Raw genomic sequence first — 16650 nt, 5'->3', positions numbered from 1 at the left:
TCAGGCGTCGAGCCGGCCCAGCGCGTCCAGTTCCCGCAGCCCCGGGGTCCGCTGGATCACCTGCGTGAAGCTGACCTTCTCGCTGGCGGCGGTGAGGGCGGCGAGCACGGCGAGCACACCGGCCCGGCCCAGCGGCCCGGTACGCGCGGCCAGGCTCACCCCGAGCAGCGCGCCGAGCGCGTTCGCGCCGCTGTCGCCCAGCATCACCCGCTCGTCGAGGTCCTCCCGGATCAGCCCGGCGGCGGCGCCGACCGCGCCCGCGGCAATGCCGCCGTACGGGCCGGTGGCCAGCGGCGTGCCGAGCAGCATCCCCGACTTCAGCGCCCGGCCGGGGCGCAGGTCGAGCAGGTTGACCAGGTTGGCGGTGCCGGCCACGACGCCGGCGCCGAGCAGCACGTCGAGCCCGCGGCCGAAGGCGCCGGCGCGCTGCCGGCGGGGATGGGCGGCGACCCGGCGGTCGGCGGCGAGCAGCGCGGCCGCGCCGAGACCGGCCGCCCCCACCCCGATGATCTTGACGAGTCCGGCGGTGACCCGGCCCTCGCGCAGCGCGGCGAGGTGCCCGGCGAAGCCCTTGGCCGCCTTCTGCTCGGGGCGCGCGCCGACGATGTCGTCGTACAGCCCGACCGTGCCGGCACCCACCCCGGCGACCAGGGCGGCGGCGCCGGCGGGGGCGCTGCCCGCGCCGAGCGCGCCCGCGGTGGCGGCCCCGACCGCCAGGGCCGGGCCGGCCGCCAGGGTGACCGTGCGGCCGCGGAAGTTGGTGCGTTCGAGCGCCGGCGCGCCCGGGGAGGTACGCACCTCCCGCAGCACGTAGCGGGCGGCGACCGCCCCCGCGCCGACGGCCAGCAGCCGACCCAGTCTCACGCGACCCCTCCGATCCGGATACCCAACGCGACGCGGTGCAGAGCGGACACCCGCCCCGCTCACTGCGGCAGTTTAGGCAGCAGCGCCGCGGCGTTGTCACCGACGCCGTACTGGCCGGCCTTCTTTTCCGTCAACTGCTGCACCATGGCGAGCGCGGTGACGACCTGACCCTGCACGGTGTTGGCGTTGTCGACCGTCGAGATGTTCTGCGACAGCACCGGGTCGCCGCGGACCACGGCGACCACGTTTCCCCCGGCCGCGCCCATGCCGCCGACCACGACCGCGCTGTTCTTGTCGAACTGCTCGGCCATCTTCACCACCGACTCGTCCTTCTTCGCCGAGTCCTTGTCGACGTACGGCTGCCCGCTGACCAGCACCACCGCCTCGGCCGCCCCGGAAACCTTGTCCTGTGGGGTGAGGTAGCCGGCGGTCGCGTACACCTGCAGCACCGCCCGGCGGTCCGCGTCGGTGACCGGCGGGCTGCCCTGCGGCCGGTCGAGCAGGACGCTGGCCAGCAGCGCGCTGGAGGTCTCCACGCCGTGCAGGTTGGCCGGCAGGCCGGCGGTGGGCACGCTGGCCGGACGGGCGGCGGTGACGGCCAGCTCCAGCAGGCTGTTGTTGCTGTCCGGGTTGATGAACTTGTCCTGGATGTCGATCCGGCCGGTGACGTTGGCCCCGGCGAGCTGGAGCATCTTCACCACACCGTCGGTGTGGTCCCGGCCGCTGGGCAGGTCGACGACCAGCACCCGGCGGCCGTTCAGCTTGCCGGGGAGCAGGATCTGTGCCGTCTGGCCGGCGAACTCCTCCTCCATGTCCAGTTCCTTCTGGAGGCTGTTGACCGTCTGGCGCATCTGCTGGTTGTCCTTGCGCAGCGCGTTGACGTTCTCCTTGAGCGAGTCGGCGACCGGCCCGTTCAGCGCGGCGGTGCCGACCACCAGGCCGATCGCCAGCGCCAGGAACACCGCGGTCAGGGACACCACGTGGTAGCGGAAGTTGATCACGCTTGCAGCCTCTTGATCGGTCGGGGGAGCTAGAAGAGCTGGCCGAGCTGGAACACGAAATTGTCCCACCATTCGGAGACCACGCCCAAATACGCCTTCCCGACGGTGGAGACCGCCACCGCGGAGGCCATCGCGGCCACCGCCGACAGGACCAGCAGCAGCAGCGAGGAGCCGGAGATGCCCTGCCGGTAGAGCCGGCTCACCCCCTTGGCGTCGACCAGCTTGCCGCCCACCTTCAACCGGGTCAGGAAGGTCGAGGCCATGCCGCCCCGGCCCTTGTCCAGGAACTCCACCAGGGTGGCGTGGGTGCCGACGGCCACCAGCAGCGAGGCGCCCTTCTCGTCGGCCAGCAGCATGGCCAGGTCCTCGCTCGTGGCCGCGGCCGGGAAGGTGATCGCCGGCACGCCGAGGCCGTTCACCCGGGCCAGGCCCGGCGCGCGGCCGTCCGGGTAGGCGTGCACAATCACCTCGGCGCCGCAGCGCAGCACGTCGTCGGTGACCGAGTCCATGTCACCGATGATCATGTCGGGGGTGTAGCCCGCCTCGACCAGGGCGTCGGCGCCGCCGTCCACGCCGATCAGCACCGGCTTGAACTCCCGGATGTAGGGGCGCAGCACGTCCAGGTCGGCCTTGTAGTCGTAGCCCCGGACCACGATCAGGCAGTGCCGGCCCTGGATCTGGGTCTCGATGTCCGGTACGCCGACGCCGTCGAGCAGCAGGTCGCGTTCCTGCTTGAGGTAGTCCATCGTGTTGGCGGCGAACGCCTCCAACTGCACCGACAGCCCCTCCCGGGCGTCGGCCATCGACTTGGCCACCGTCTCGGCGTCCTGGAGGGCGCCGTGCGCCACCGGCTCCTCGCCGACGTAGACCGTGTTCCCCTCGATCCGGACCAGGTCGCCCTCGCGGATCTGCTCGAAGACGCTCTCGCCGAGGTCGTCCAGCAGCGGGATGCCGGCGGAGATCAGCACCTCGGGGCCCAGGTTCGGGTAGCGACCGGAGACCGAGGGCTTGGCGTTGAGCACGGCGGCGACCCCGACGGCGACCAGCGAGTCGGCCGCCACCCGGTCCAGGTCGACGTGGTCGATGACCGCGATGTCCCCCGGCCGGAGCCGGCCGACCAGCCGCTTCGTCCGGCGGTCGAGGCGCGCGGTGCCGAGGACTGAGCCCGGTTCCGCGTGTCGGGTCCGGCGCAACGTGGGTAGACGCATCGTGACCATCCTGGCATGTGAGGCAGGTATTGCTGTCGCGACATGCCTGAGCAGGGCCGCCTACCCAGGGAAGCACACCGGAGCGCAGGCCGGTGTGCTTGCGCTCACAATCCCGGCATCACCGGCGTCTTTCCTTGGCTGCCACGGCCAGGAGTTCCTCGGCATGAGCGATACCCAGATCGGAATCGGGCAAACCCGCCAGCATCCGGGCCAACTCCCGGGCCCGCTCCGTGTCCTCCACCACACGAACCCCGCTGGTGGTCACCGCTCCCCCGGTGTCCTTGGCCACCACGAGGTGGCGGTCGGCGAACGCGGCGACCTGCGGCAGGTGGGTGACCACCAGCACCTGGTGGCTGCGGGCCAGCCGAGCGAGCCGCCGGCCGATCTCCACCGCCGCCTGGCCGCCCACGCCCGCGTCGACCTCGTCGAAGACCAGGGTGGGCGGGCCGCCGGAACCGGCGAAGACCACCTCGATGGCGAGCATCACCCGGGACAGCTCACCGCCGGAAGCGCCCCGCTGCAACGGCAGCGCGGGCGCGCCCGGATGGGCCAGCAGGCGCAGCTCCACCTCGTCGGCGCCGTCCGGCCCGACGCCGGCCTCCACCCCGTTGACCGACAGGCTCGGCTCGGCCCGTCCGGCCGGGCGCGGCAGCACCGCCACCTCGATCCGCGCGTGCGGCATGGCCAGCCCGGCCAACTCGACGGTGACCTGCTCGGCGAAGCGGACCGCCGCCTCCTGACGCGAGGTGGCGACCCGCCCGGCCAGCTCGGCCACCTCCCCGGCCAGCCGGGACGACTCCTTCTCCAGCTCGTCCAGCAACTCGTCGGAGGTGTCCAGGTCGGACAGTCGGGTGCGGGCCCGCTCGGCCCAGGCGATCACCCCGTCGACGTCGTCGGCGTACTTGCGGGTCAGCCCGCGCAGCGCGGCCCGCCGCTCGTAGACGGTCTGCAGGCGGGCCGGGTCGGCGTCCAGCCCGGCCAGGTAGGCGGACAGCTCCGCGGAGACGTCGGCGACCAGGGTGGCCGCCTCCTCCAGCCGGACCGCCAGCTCGCCGAGGGCCGGGTCGGTGCCGGCCTGCGCCTCCAGGGTGCGCCGGGCGGTGCCCAGCAGCACGGTGGCGTCGGGGGTGTCGTCGGTCGCCTCCACGCCACCGGCCACGCACTGCTGGGCGAGCTGCGCCGCCGTCCGCAGCCCCTCGGCGTGCTCCAGGCGCTGCGCCTCCGCCTTCAACTCGTCGTCCTCGCCCGGCTGCGGGTCCACCCGGGTGATCTCGTCGAGGCCGAGGCGGAGCAGGTCGGCCTCCTGGTTGCGCTCGCGGGCGTTGCGCCGCCGGTCGGCCAGGTCGTCCACCACCGCCCGCCACCGGGTGTACGCCTCGCGCAGCGCGTCGAGCAGCTTCTCGTGCTCCGGCCCGGCGAACCGGTCCAGCGCGGCCCGCTGCTCGGCCGGGCGCAGCAGCCGGAGCTGGTCGGACTGGCCGTGCACGGCCACCACCTGCTCGCCGACCTCGGCCAGCATCGACACCGGCATGCTCCGGCCGCCCAGGTGCGCCCGGGAGCGACCCTCCACCGTCACCGTACGGCTCAGCAGCAGCGAACCGTCCTCGTCGGGCTCGCCGCCGGCGTCGGTGATCCGGGCGTGCACCGTCTCGGCCACCCGGCCGTGCAGGCGCAGCCGGCCCTCGACCACCGCGCGGCCCGGTTGGGCGCGCACCCGGCCCGCGTCGGCCCGACCGCCGAAGAGCAGGCCGAGGCCGGTCACCACCATGGTCTTGCCCGCACCGGTCTCGCCGGTGATGACGTTCATCCCGCCGGTCAACGGCAGCGTGGTGTCCTCGATGACGCCCAGTCCGGTGATGCGCAGCTCTTCCAGCACAGCACCTGACAGTAGACGCGGCCCCCGACAGTTGACCAGCCGGCGACGCCGCATCGGGGCATGGCACCTGACGTCGTACAGTTCTGCCCCGTGTTGGACGTGATCGGCCTGAACCCGGGCGAGGAGGAGCTCTACCGCGCCCTGGTCCAGCTCACCACGGCCCGGGTCGACGAACTCGTCGAGCGGCTGCGGCGGCCGCGCGCGGAGGTCGTCGCGCAGCTCGACGCCCTGCGCGGCAAGGGACTGGTGCTGCCGACCGGGCCGGAGCCGGACGCGCCGCTGCGGCCGCTGGCCCCCGACGTCCCGCTCGGCGAGGCGCTGCTGCGCCGACAGGAGGCGTTGGAGGCGGCCCGCGCGGCGGTCACCCAACTGACCGAGGAGTACCGCGCCGGGATGCGGCGGCACGACGCCGACCACCTGGTGGAGGTGATCACCGGGGCGCGGGTGCTCCGCGAGCGCCTGCGGGACGCGCAAAACGGCGCCCGGGTCGAGGTGCTCTGGTTCTGCCGGGCCAACCCACTGGCCATGCCCGGCCAGGACAACGTCGAGGAGTTCGACGCGCTGGCCCGCGGGGTGCGCTACCGGGCCATCTACGAACGGGAGATGCTCCTCGAACCGGGCGGGCTGGAGGACGTCGAGCGGGGCGTGCACGCCGGCGAGCAGGCCCGGGTGCTGGACCGGCTGCCGGTGCGGCTGGCCATCGTGGACGCCCGGACGGCGATCTGCCCGCTGGTGCCGGAGCGGGAGAGCGGCGAACCGAGCGCCGCGGTGATCGGCCGCAGCCAGCTGCTCGACGCGCTGCTCGCCCTCTTCGAGAGTTACTGGCGGATCGCGACGCCGCTGCGCTCGGGCGCCCCGCCGGCCGACGCGCCGGCCGTCGACGGCTACCGGCCGGACGCCGACGAGGTCCGGCTGCTCTCGCTCTTCGTGGCCGGGGTGCCAGACAAGTCCATCGCGTCCCAACTGGGGGTGAGCCGCCGTACCGTGCAGCGACGGCTGGCCGACCTGATGACCGTGGCCGGGGTCGACACCCGGCCGGGTCTGGCCTACCAGGCCGCCCGCCGCGGTTGGCTCTGACCCGCGCCCACCACCGGCCGCGCAGCCGTCCGGGACGCCCGCCACCCCCTGGCGGGCACCCCGGACGGACCGAGGGTGACGTCCGCGCGGGCGAAGGGTTTCACCCGCGCGGACGTCGGCTCAGCGCAGGCCGTACGCGTCGAGCACGGTCTGGTCGACGCTGTTGCCGGCGCGGTCACCGGCGTGCACCCGCAGCGACACCGTGCCGTGCCCGGCCGGCACCATGGCGGTGAACCGGGTGCCCGAGCCGCGTACCGGCACCGTCGTCCAGCTCCGCCCGCCGTCGAACGACACCTCGACCCGCACCCCGACACCGGCCGGCGCCGGCACGCCGGCCGGCTGGCGCACGGTCAGCCCGAGCTGGTGCGGCCGACCACCCGGCACCTCACCGTGCAGGTCGGCGGGGACCTGGTAGTCCACCTGCAGCAGCGGCAGCGGCTGGGCGGCGTCCCCGGCCGGCCGGGCCGAGGTGAACTCCCAGGCCGTCTCGGTACGCGTGGCCCAGAGCCACTCCTCCGAGGACCGCTCGGTGCTGAGGTCCAGCCGGTAACGGGCCACTCCCGGGCTGGTCAGCACCGGTGCCCACTCGCGGGAGAGGTCGGCGACCTGCTGCCCGTCCCGGCTCAGCCGGGCCTGCACCTTGTCCCACTCCTCGCTGACCCGGGCCGGGCCGTAGTGGCCGTCCGCGTCGACGAACTCGGCCACCCGCAGGTTCAGGGTGTCGCCGGTACGCGTGGGCACCGGCACCCCGCCGCCCGCCGGCACGGCCGGCCGGACCACCGCGCCGTGCCACGTCTCGGTGACCCGGTCGTCGGCAGCGTACCGCCGGGGCAGCCGGGCAAGCCCGCCGGTCAGCGGGCCCCAGTCGGACCAGGGGAGCCGGTGCAGCACCCGCTGCTGCCACCAGGAGTCCCCGGCGCTGACGAACTCCTGCCGCACGGTGCCGGTACGCACCATCCGCTGGTCGTCGTTCCAGGAGTAGTCCTGCCAGGGGCGCCACCCGAACCGCTGCTCGCTGGCCCAGTCGAACCCGCCGGTGTCGGCGTAGCGAGCGGTCACCTCGGCGGTGTTGTCCGCGGTCACCCGGTGCACGATCCGGTCCGGGACCCGCCCCTTCGACACCTGCCACACGTCGTACAGGTAGGGGCTGTCCACGGTCAGCGTCACGTCCAGGGTCGCGCGGCCGCCCTTCGCCGCCGCGATCATCGGCTGCCCGTCGTCGTACGCGACCACCAGCGACGGGATCGGCAGCCGGTCGCCGTCCGGACGCCAGACCGTCCACGCGCTCCGGTCCGCCGGCCTGACGATGAGCACCATCGCGGCACCGGCCGCCGTGGCGTCGGCGATCTGGTCCTCCTCGGCGCGGTCGTAGCTACCGGCGACCAACGCGGCCGCACCTCGGACCCCAGCCCGGGCCAACTCCGCGGCGGTGCCGTCGCCCGCCCAGACCAGCGGCAGCTTCCGCCAGCCGGCCGGGGCCGGCGACCGGCCCAGCAGGTTGATGTCCAGCGGACCGGAGACGTTGCTGACCTGGGCGTCCACCATGGGCGCGACCAGCTGCCAACGGGAGGCGAACTCGAACTCGCCCTGGCGCACCGGCCGGGTCGGCGTGACGTTCACCTGCTGGACCGTGCTGAACGCCATCACGCCGTGGTCGACCTGCCGGCCGTTCCCGAAGACGCGGTGCTCGTAGAAGCTGAGCGTGTCCCGCTGCTCGGTGGGCTTCGGCGTCTCGATCCGCACCGGGGTGCCCTTGCGCGGGTCGAGCACCACGGTCAGGTCCCGGTCGACGGTCAGCTCGGGATCGGTGACCAGGGTGAGCTGCTCGTCCAGCGGGGCACCGTGCTCGATCAGCCCCTCCACCAGGTACGGGCCCTCCTCGACCTGCACCCGCCACTCCATCCCGGTGAAGAGGAAGCCGAGCCGATCGGACTCCTGGTGCTCGCCGAACAGGGTCACCACCGGCGCCCCGCCCGGCTGCCCCTGCAGGTCCAGCGCCTTGAAGGTGACGAAGTGCAGCGGGCCGCTGAGGGTCAGACCGACGGCGGTCCGCACCGCGACACCGTCCGCACCGGTCGCCACCAGCCACCCGCCGTACACCCCGCGGTCCAGCTTCGCCGGATCGGCGTGCAGCGGGACGTTCACGCTGCCGCCGGCCGGCACGGTCACCTCCGTGCCGTCGAGTGACACCCCGTCCGGCTCGGTCGCACCGGTGTCCAGGTTGCGCAGCTCCAGCGCCAGCCGCAGGGTCTGCGCCGCGACGGTGCCGTTGGTGTACGTCACGGTCCGCTCCACCGCCGCACCGCCGGTGGCGATCCGGCCGAAGTCGGCGGTGGCCGAGCCGTACACCCGCTGGCTCAGCGCGCGGGCCACGTCCACCCGGCCGCCGCCCTGCTCGAAGACGGTCAGCGCGGGGTTCGCCTTCGTCGTGCTGACCAGCGCGTCCTTGAGCTTCCCGGCGGTCCAGTCCGGGTGCTCCTGGGCGAGGATCGCCGCCGCGCCGGCGACGTGCGGGGTCGCCATCGACGTCCCGGACGCCCGCGTGTACGCGGCGTCCACCGGCGTACCCATGGCGGTGCCGACGGCGCGGGCGGCGACGATGCCCACGCCCGGCGCGGTGATCTCCGGCTTCAGGCCGTTGTCGCCCAGCCGCGGACCACGGCTGGAGAAGTCGGCCAGGTTGTCGTCGCGGTCCACCGCGCCGACGGTGAGCGCCGCGGCGGCCGCGCCGGGCGTCCCGACGGTGCCCGCCGCGCCCTCGTTCCCGGCGGCGATCACGAAGAGCGCGCCGGTCTCGGCGGTGAGGTCGTTGACCGCCTGGCTCATCGGGTCGGTGCCGTCGGTGGCCGGGCCGCCGAGGCTCATGCTGACCACCTTCGCGCCGGAGTGGGCGGCCCACTCCATGCCCGCGATGATCCCCGAGTCGTAGCCGCTGCCACCGTCGTCGAGCACCTTGCCGACGAGCAGCTTCGCGCCGGGCGCGACGCCCTTGCGCAGCCCGTCGGACGCGGCGCCGCTGCCGGCGATGGTGGCCGCCACGTGGGTGCCGTGGCCGTGCCCGTCGCGGGCGCTGCCGCCGCCGGTGAAGTCCTGCGCCTCGGCGATCCGGCCGGCCAGGTCGGGGTGGGTGGCGTCGACTCCGGTGTCGAGGACCGCGACCCGAACGCCGGTGCCGTCCCGGCCGGCTGCCCAGGCAGCGGGGGCCCCGATCTGCGGCACGCTGTGCTCCAGCGCCGGGTGGACCCGCCCGTCCAGCCAGACGCGGGCGATGCCGGCGCCGAGCCGGACCGGCCCGGTCGCCGCGGTCCACGCGGCCGGCGCGTCGCTCAGCGTGCTCCACAACTTGCCGAGGTCACCCTTGGCCACCCGCAGGGCCGCGCCGTTGATGCTCTCGAGCGGCCGGGCGGCGGTGGCCCCGGCCAGCAATCGGAGCCGGCCGGCGGCCGGCTCCTGGTAGCGGACGATCAGCGGCAGTGCGCCCTGCGCGGCGTCGCCGTACCCCTCGGCGACCAGCTCCTGCACGTCGAACAGGTCGGCGTCGAGCACCCCGGCGGAGACGTACGGCACGACGTCGCTGGGCAGGACGCGCAGCCCGCCATCGGCCGACACGGTCTGGAAGGTGATCCGCTCGCGGCCGGGGCCGGGGTGGACGGTGGCGGCGACCCGGCCGGGCGCGGCCTGGGCCAGCTCGACCCGGTCACCGGTGATGAGGGTGATGCGGACGGGCGCGGCGCCCGGAATGGACGCGGCCGGTGCCGGGGCGACCGGTCGGGCGGGCGGTTCGGCGGACGCCGGTGCGGCGAACCCGACCACCAGCGCGCCGACCGCGCCGGCGGCGAGCCAGCGTGGGGGCCAGTGCATGCCATGAGCTCCTCTACTCCGAGGGTCGGTCCCACGAGACCGACCGCTCGGAGTCTGCGACGGAGATCATCCGAAGGTCACTAGCCGCGGCCTGCCGCATCGGCGACATGTCGCCAGGTGGACACCGGCCGGCCGGGATCGGACCGCCGGATGTCCGGCGGGTTGCCGACCGGCGGCGACCGGAAACGGTACGGGCTGATGGTCGGGGTGCCAGACGAGCGCTTCGCCGCTCGGCTGGTGAGCCGTCGCTTCCTCCGGCGACGGCTCGCCGATCCATCGGCCTGGCCGGGGTCGACACCCGACCGGGCCCGGCTCACCGGTCCGCCCGCCGCGGCCGGCCGCGACTCCTCCGACACCCCGACCGCCGCGGTCCCGACCACCCCCTGGCCAGGCCCACGGCCGCCGGACCGCGCGTCCGGGCGGACACGGGCCTCACCGCCCCGCCCGGACTCCACCTCAGCGCAGCCCGTACGCCCCGATGACCGTCGGCTCGGACGGTCGCTGCCGGCCCCGGCGACGGCACACCGCCGCCAGGGGAGACTCCTACCGTAACCCGTCTATCCACGCGGTACGGGTCCCCGACCATCCGGCGCCGCGTGCTCGATCCCACCCCGGCCGCTGAGCCGCACCTCAGCGGCGGCTGCCCCGCCAGCCCTGCACCGGCAGGTCGAACTTCGCGACCAGCCGGTCGGTGAACGGCCGCGCCTTGAGCCGGACGATCCGCACCGGCAGCGCACCCCGGCGCACGGTGACCCGGGCCCCCGGGGGCAGGTCGTACACCCGCCGCCCGTCGCAGCTGAGCACCGCGAGGGTGGTGAACGGGTCCACCGTGATCGCGAAAGTGGACGTCGGCGCGGTCACCAGCGGGCGGCTGAACAGCGCGTGCGCGCTGATCGGCACCAGCAGCAGCGCCTCCACCTCCGGCCAGACCACCGGCCCGCCACCGGAGAACGCGTACGCGGTGGAGCCGGTCGGGGTGGCGCAGACGACGCCGTCGCAGCCGTACCGGGACAGCGGCCGGCCGTCCACGTCGACGAGCAGCTCCAGCATCTGGGCCCGCTCGCCCTTCTCCACGCTGATCTCGTTCAGCGCCCACGATTCGATGGTCGGGCCACCCTGGAACTCCGCGGTCACGTCCAGGGTGAGCCGTTCGTCCACGGTGTAGTTGCGCCCGACCACGTCGCGTACCGCGCTGTCCAGATCGTCGATCTCCGCCTCGGCGAGGAAGCCGACCTTGCCGAGATTGATGCCGAGCAGCGGCGCCTTCGCCGGGCGGGCCAGCTCGGCGGCGCGCAGGAACGTGCCGTCCCCGCCCAGCGCGAAGACGATCTCGGCACCCTCGGCGGCCTCCGGGCCGGTCACCGGCACCACGCCGGGCAGGTCCACGTCGTCGGCCTCCTCGGCCACCACCCGCACCTCGAAGCCGGCCGCGATGAGGTCCGCCGCCACCGCCCGGGCGTGCTCGGTGCTGCGCCGACGCCCGGTGTGCGTCACCAGCAGAGCGGTCCGGCTCACCCGGGAACCTCCTCGGTCGTGGACTCCGGCGGGTCGGCCGGAGACGGGAATCCCTGCGGGCCGGCGGCCACCACCGCGCGTACCCGCTCGGGGTCCGCGGCGGGCGCGTCCCGGCGTAACCATACGAAGAACTCGACGTTGCCGCTCGGCCCCGGCAGCGGGCTCGCCGCCACGTCGGCCAGCCCAAGGCCGAGCGTGGCCGCCGCGGCGGCCACGTCGAGCACCGCCTCGGCCCGCAGCGCCGGGTCGCGGACCACGCCGCCCGCGCCGACCCGCTCCTTGCCGACCTCGAACTGCGGCTTGACCATCAGCGCCAGGTCGCCGTCCGACCTCGTGCAGCCGGCCAACGCCGGCAGCACCAGCCGCAGGCTGATGAACGACAGGTCGGCCACGGTCAGGTCGACCTCGCCGCCGATGACCTCCGGGGTGAGCGTACGGACGTTGGTGCGCTCGAACACGCGCACCCGGGCGTCGTTCCGCAGCGACCAGGCCAGCTGCCCGTACCCGACGTCGACCGCCACCACCTCGGCGGCGCCCGCGCGCAGCAGCACGTCGGTGAAACCGCCGGTCGAGGCGCCGGCGTCCAGGCAGCGCCGGTCGGCCACGGTCAGCCCGCCCGGTGCGAACGCGGCGAGCGCCCCGGCCAGCTTGTGGCCGCCCCGGGAGACGTACTCCAAGGTGGGGTCCGCGCCGGTGACCAGCAGCGGGTCGGCGGGGTCGACCATCGCGGCGGGCTTGCGGGCCGGCACCCCCCGCAGCTGGACGCGGCCGGCCTCCACCAGCGCGGCGGCCTGCTCGCGGGAGCGGGCCAGGCCGCGGCGGACGAGTTCGGCATCCAGCCGGGTACGACGTGCCATGGGTGGTTCTTCTCCGCCTCTGTCAGGCCTGGTCGATGCTGGCCAGGGTCTCGCGCAGCGTCTCGTACGCCGCCTCGTACTGGGCGATCTGGTCCGCCGGGGAGAGCGCCTCGGCGTTGATCATGGCGTGCACCGCGGCGTCCACCGCCGGGTGCCGGGCGTCCCCGACGTCCTCGGCGGGGGCGGGCGCCGGCCGTGCTCCCGGGGGTGGCCCGGGGCGGGGTCCCCCGGGCGGCGGACCGGGACGCGGGCCGGGCGGCGGACCGGGGCGGTACGGGGCGCTCACGACCCGGCACCGCCGGTCTGCTTGCGGCCGGCCGCCTTCTTCGCCGGCCTGGCCGGCGACTCCTCGGTACGCGCCACGGTCGCGGCCGGCTTCTTGGCGATCGCCTTCTTCGCCACCGCCTTCTTCGCCACGGCCTTCTTCGCCACCGCCTTCGTGGGCGTGGGCGCCGGGCGGTCCGGCGGAGCGGAGACGGGAGCCGCGGCGGTCGGCTCGGCCGGGGTCGGGGCCGTCTTCGCCGCGCGCAGCTGCCGCTCCAGCTCGTGCACCCGGCGGGTCAGCTCGGCGACCTCGTCGGCGGTGGCCAGCCCGACCGCGCCCAGCGCCCGGTCCACCTCGAAGCGGATCAGCTTGGTCAACGCCTCCCGGTTCGCCATGCCGGTGGAGACCAGCTCCTCGGCGAGCGCCTGGAGCTGGGCGGCGGTGGCGCCGCCCTGGCCGACCACGCGTCGCACGGCGTCCTGGGCCTTCTTCCGGGGCGCCTCCGTCAGGCCCATGGCCAGCTCGAGATAGGCGCGCCACGCGTCCTGCATGCCTGAGTCCTTCCGCGGGCGGAGTAGTGCAGGTGTTCACGCTACCGGGCGCCCCGGACGCCCCATTGCGGTACGGTGCCGGGGGAACGGCGTGGCGTGGTGAGGAGACGATGTGGCCAGCGTGGACGAGTGCCGGCAGGCGTTGCAGGAGCTGGCTGCCCGGCTGAACGGCCACGCCGGGGCGCAGGAGCGGATCGACCTGGACCGCACCCTGGCCTGCCGGATCACTGACCTGGATACGGCGTTCCACGGCAGACTGGAGGGCGGCCGGCTGGTCGACCTGGTCGACGGCGACGACCCGCAGGCGAAGATCGCGCTCAACACCACCAGCGACGACCTGGTGGCGCTGGTGCACGGCCAGCTCGACCTCGCCAAGGCGCTCGCCGCCCGGCGGGTGTCCATCAAGGCGAACCCGTTCGACCTGATGAAGCTCCGCAAGCTGCTCTGATCCGGGCGGCGCCGATCGGCCGCCCTGCCCCCGCGAGGGCTCGTCAGTCCGCCCGGCCCAGCGCGGCGAGGGCCTGCGCCGCCGCCGGGGACACCGGCCGCACCCGCGGGCCGGCCCCCGTCGACCAGGCCACCGCGCAGAGCGCGGCGAGCGCGTCGAGCGGGCGTCCCGCGCCGTCCAGCACCAGCCCGCCGTCGGCCACGGACGTCGACCAGCCGCCGCCGTCCGGCGCGCCTGGCACCCGGACCACCGCCGCCGGGTCGAAGAGCCCGGCCAGGTCGACCGAGACGTACGTCGGCCGGCGCTCCGCCGGGGCGGCCAGCAGCTCGGGCAGGCCGCTGACGCCGGTGAGCACGAGCAGGCTGTCCAGCCCGGCCCGGCGCGCGCCCTCGATGTCGGTGTCCAGCCGGTCGCCGACCACCAGGGTCCGTCCCGCGCCGGCCCGTCGGGCCGCGGTGGCGAACAGCGCCGGTTCCGGCTTGCCGACCACCACGTCCGGTCCCCGGCCGAGCGCGGTGCGCAGCACCGCCACCAGGGCACCGTTGCCCGGCAGCGGACCACGCGCGCTGGGCAGCGTCCGGTCGGTGTTCGTCGCGTACCAGGGTGCGCCCGCCCGGACCGCCAGGGACGCCTCGGCCAGGTCGACCCAGTCGACCTTCGGGCTGTACCCCTGGGCCACGGCGGCCGGCTCCTCGTCGGCCGTCGCCACCGGGCGCAGGCCGACGGCGCGCAGCTCGGCCCGCAGCGCCTCCGCCCCGACCACCAGCACCGGCGCCCCGGCCGGCAGCCGGTCGTGCAGCAGCTCGGCGGTCGCGGCCGCGGAGGTGAGCACCTCCTCCGGCCGGGCCGGCACGCCCATGCCGGTGAGCAGGTCGGCCACCTCGCTGGAGCGGCGCGAGGCGTTGTTCGTCGCGTACGCGACCGCCCGGCCCTCGGCGTGCAGCCGGGCGACCGCCTCGACCGCGCCGGGGATCGGCCGGTCGATCAGATAGATCACCCCGTCCAGGTCGAAGACGACCAGGGCGTACCCGTCGACCAGCCGCTCCCCGGCCTCTGCCGTCACCGGCGGTCCGCCTCCTCGCCGGCCACCTCGGAGGTACGGTCCCCGGGCCCGGCGTCGGCCGGATCCTGCACCGGGGCATTCCCGCCCGTGGCCGCGCGGGTGTCGTCGGCGAGCGAGCGCGCCGTGGCGTCGGTCAGCTCGTCGTCGCCGAGGTCGGCGGCGTTGCGGTCGCGGTATCCGACGGCCTCGTCGTGGACGTCCCGGTCATCGACGTCCACGGCGGAGCGGTCCTGGCCACGCAGGCGCGCGTCGCCGTCCACGTCGTCGTCCAGGTCGCCCTCGTCGTCCTCGTCGTCGTCCAGGTCGCCCTCGTCGTCGGTGTCCTCGTCGGCGTCACCGTCGAGGTCGTCGTCCTCGTCGAGGTCGTCCGCGTCGTCGGCCCGGCGGTCGAGCAGCTCGTCGGCGTCCCCGCCCGCGGACTCGCGGGTGAGGTCGGCGTCCGGCCGGGCCGGCACGGCACCCGGGGCGCCCGGTCCGGCCGCGAGCTCCTCGTCGTCCTCGTCGTCACCCTCGATGATGACGCCGTCGAGCTCCAGCAGCCGCTCCGCGGCGTCGGTCTCGCCCTCGGCGTCCACGTCCGCGGCCCGGGAGAACCACTCCCGCGCCTCCTCGCGCCGGCCCACCGCGAGCAGCGCGTCCGCGTAGGCGTAGCGCAACCGCGCGGCCCACGGCTCGGTCGAGTCGCTGGTCAGCTCGCGCACCTGGAGCATCGCCACGGCGGCGTCCTTCTGCCCCAGGTCACCCCGCGCCCCGGCGGCCACGATCAGCAGCTCGATCGCGACAGCCTGGTCGAGCTTCTCCCGGTCCGCGCCGCGGAACAGGTCGATCGCCCGCTCCGGGCGACCCAGCGCCCGCTCGCAGTCGGCCAGCACCGCCAGGTGGCTCTGCAGCCCGGTCATCCGGTGGTACGTGCGCAGCTCCGCGATGGCGGTCTGCCACTCCCCGGCGTGGTACGCGGCCAGCCCGACCGCCTCCCGCACCGCCGCGATCCGCGAGGCGAGCCGGCGGGCCGCCATGGCGTGCGCCAGCGCCTCCACCGGGTTGTCGTCGATCAGCAGGCCGGTCGCCACGAGATGCCGGGCGACGGTCTCCGCCACCGGCTTGGCCAGCGACAGCAGCTCGGCCCGAACGGTCGGGTCGAGGTCGCTGGCGACCACCTCGTCCGGCAGCGCCGGCGCCTCACCCGTACGCCCCTCGGCGCGCTCGTCCTGCCGCTCGCGGTACGCACCCTCGGGCCGGCGGTCGTCCCGGCCGTAGCCCCGGCGCTCCCCGTCCCGCTCGGTACGCTCCCGCCCGCCGCGGAAGCCACCCTCGCGCTCCTCGCGACGGAAGCCCCCGGGCCGCTCGTCACGGCGGAAGCCCTCACGGCGCTCACCGCCGAAGCCACCCTCGCGGCGCTCGCCACCACGGAAACCGCCCTCGCGGTCGCCGCCGCGGAAGCCGCCTGCGCGGTCGTCGCGGCGGAAGCCCTCACGGCGCTCACCGCCGGCGAAACCCTCACGGCGCTCGCCACCACGGAAACCACCCTCGCGGTCGCCGCCGCGGAAGCCGCCCTCACGGCGGTCGCCGCCGCGGAAGCCGCCTGCGCGGTCGTCGCGGCGGAAGCCCTCACGGCGCTCACCGCCGGCGAAACCCTCACGGCGCTCGCCACCACGGAAACCACCCTCGCGGCGCTCACCGCCGAAGCCGCCCTCGCGGCGCTCGCCACCGCGGAAACCCTCGCGACGCTCGCCACCACGGAAACCGCCCTCACGACGCTCACCGCCGAAGCCACCCTCGCGACGGTCACCGCCACGGAAACCGCCCTCACGGCGGTCACCACCGCGGAAACCCTCGCGGCGTTCACCGCCGCGGAAGCCGCCCTCACGGTCGCCACTGCGGAAGCCGCCCTCGCGGCGCTCGCCACCGCGGAAACCCTCGCGACGGTCCCCACCACGGAAGCCGCTCTCGCGGTCGCCACCACGGAAGCCACCCTCACGACGATCACCGCCGCGCAAGCCACCCTCACGGTCGCCACCACGGAAACCGCCCTCACGACGATCACCGCCACGGAAACCGCCCTCA

At 75.2% G+C, this 16650-nt stretch carries 14 protein-coding genes; 3 read left to right on the top strand and 11 right to left on the bottom strand.

The genetic code is table 11. From position 1 onward, the window contains the following. The 4 genes from FXF52_RS30740 to recN form a co-directional block, all read right to left on the bottom strand. Positions 1-864: a hypothetical protein gene (locus FXF52_RS30740; protein WP_148802042.1), complete on the bottom strand. Its 864-nt coding sequence runs from the start codon at positions 862-864 to the stop codon at positions 1-3. 59 nt (positions 865-923) lie between these two features. Beyond that, on the bottom strand, positions 924-1865 hold the full coding sequence (locus FXF52_RS30735) for a copper transporter (protein ID WP_148802040.1): 942 nt from the start codon (positions 1863-1865) through the stop codon (positions 924-926). Between the two features lie 29 nt (positions 1866-1894). Further along, complete coding sequence (steA, locus tag FXF52_RS30730; protein ID WP_148802038.1) at positions 1895-3073, bottom strand: putative cytokinetic ring protein SteA; 1179 nt, start codon at positions 3071-3073, stop codon at positions 1895-1897. A gap of 118 nt (positions 3074-3191) precedes the next feature. Beyond that, positions 3192-4949 carry a DNA repair protein RecN gene (recN, locus tag FXF52_RS30725; protein WP_148802037.1) on the bottom strand — a complete coding sequence of 586 codons (1758 nt, stop codon included), beginning with the start codon at positions 4947-4949 and terminating at the stop codon, positions 3192-3194. Positions 4950-5039: 90 nt separating this feature from the next. Between recN and FXF52_RS30720 the strand changes: the two genes are divergently transcribed. Then, the gene (locus FXF52_RS30720; RefSeq protein ID WP_148802035.1) at positions 5040-6026 is read left to right on the top strand and encodes a helix-turn-helix domain-containing protein; all 987 of its coding nucleotides are present in this window, start codon (positions 5040-5042) and stop codon (positions 6024-6026) included. Positions 6027-6146: 120 nt separating this feature from the next. Here the strand turns inward: FXF52_RS30720 and FXF52_RS30715 are convergent, their stop codons facing one another. From FXF52_RS30715 to FXF52_RS30695, 5 genes are all read right to left on the bottom strand, one after another. Then, positions 6147-9887 (bottom strand): S8 family serine peptidase, encoded by a 3741-nt coding sequence (locus FXF52_RS30715; RefSeq protein WP_148802033.1) that lies wholly within the window; start codon positions 9885-9887, stop codon positions 6147-6149. 630 nt (positions 9888-10517) lie between these two features. Then, positions 10518-11402, bottom strand: a complete 885-nt coding sequence (locus FXF52_RS30710) for an NAD kinase (RefSeq protein ID WP_148802032.1) — start codon at positions 11400-11402, stop codon at positions 10518-10520. Then, complete coding sequence (locus FXF52_RS30705) at positions 11399-12259, bottom strand: TlyA family RNA methyltransferase (RefSeq protein ID WP_148802030.1); 861 nt, start codon at positions 12257-12259, stop codon at positions 11399-11401. The genes FXF52_RS30710 and FXF52_RS30705 overlap by 4 nt, the downstream gene beginning before the upstream one ends. 22 nt (positions 12260-12281) lie before the next feature. Then, positions 12282-12545 (bottom strand): hypothetical protein, encoded by a 264-nt coding sequence (locus tag FXF52_RS30700; protein WP_148802026.1) that lies wholly within the window; start codon positions 12543-12545, stop codon positions 12282-12284. Next, positions 12542-13075, bottom strand: coding sequence for a phasin family protein (locus FXF52_RS30695; protein ID WP_148802024.1), 534 nt, complete (start codon positions 13073-13075; stop codon positions 12542-12544). The genes FXF52_RS30700 and FXF52_RS30695 overlap by 4 nt, the downstream gene beginning before the upstream one ends. 112 nt (positions 13076-13187) lie before the next feature. Between FXF52_RS30695 and FXF52_RS30690 the strand changes: the two genes are divergently transcribed. After that, positions 13188-13523 carry an alkyl sulfatase C-terminal domain-containing protein gene (locus FXF52_RS30690; protein ID WP_148802022.1) on the top strand — a complete coding sequence of 112 codons (336 nt, stop codon included), beginning with the start codon at positions 13188-13190 and terminating at the stop codon, positions 13521-13523. Between the two features lie 43 nt (positions 13524-13566). On the opposite strand, the gene FXF52_RS30685 is transcribed toward FXF52_RS30690, so the two are convergent. Together FXF52_RS30685 and FXF52_RS43425 are read right to left on the bottom strand one after the other, a co-directional pair. Then, positions 13567-14586, bottom strand: a complete 1020-nt coding sequence (locus tag FXF52_RS30685; protein ID WP_148802020.1) for an HAD-IIA family hydrolase — start codon at positions 14584-14586, stop codon at positions 13567-13569. Further along, on the bottom strand, positions 14583-15656 hold the full coding sequence (locus FXF52_RS43425; RefSeq protein ID WP_255472511.1) for a Replicase polyprotein 1ab: 1074 nt from the start codon (positions 15654-15656) through the stop codon (positions 14583-14585). The genes FXF52_RS30685 and FXF52_RS43425 overlap by 4 nt, the downstream gene beginning before the upstream one ends. A gap of 3 nt (positions 15657-15659) precedes the next feature. Between FXF52_RS43425 and FXF52_RS30675 the strand changes: the two genes are divergently transcribed. After that, on the top strand, positions 15660-16650 hold a 991-nt coding region (locus tag FXF52_RS30675), incomplete at its 3' end, for a hypothetical protein (protein WP_148802018.1).

This window comes from Micromonospora sp. MP36 (assembly GCF_008119785.1).
In the GTDB taxonomy this organism is placed as follows: Bacteria; Actinomycetota; Actinomycetes; order Mycobacteriales; family Micromonosporaceae; genus Micromonospora.
The sequence above is the reverse complement of the archived record's forward strand: the minus strand, read 5'-3'. Positions and strand labels throughout refer to the sequence as shown.

Coding starts and splice junctions, on each gene's coding strand:
- steA (WP_148802038.1), bottom strand. CDS start 3,073: ATGCGTCTACCCACGTTGCGCCGGACCCGACACGCGGAACCGGGCTCA.
- FXF52_RS30715 (WP_148802033.1), bottom strand. CDS start 9,887: ATGCACTGGCCCCCACGCTGGCTCGCCGCCGGCGCGGTCGGCGCGCTG.
- FXF52_RS30705 (WP_148802030.1), bottom strand. CDS start 12,259: ATGGCACGTCGTACCCGGCTGGATGCCGAACTCGTCCGCCGCGGCCTG.
- FXF52_RS30695 (WP_148802024.1), bottom strand. CDS start 13,075: ATGCAGGACGCGTGGCGCGCCTATCTCGAGCTGGCCATGGGCCTGACG.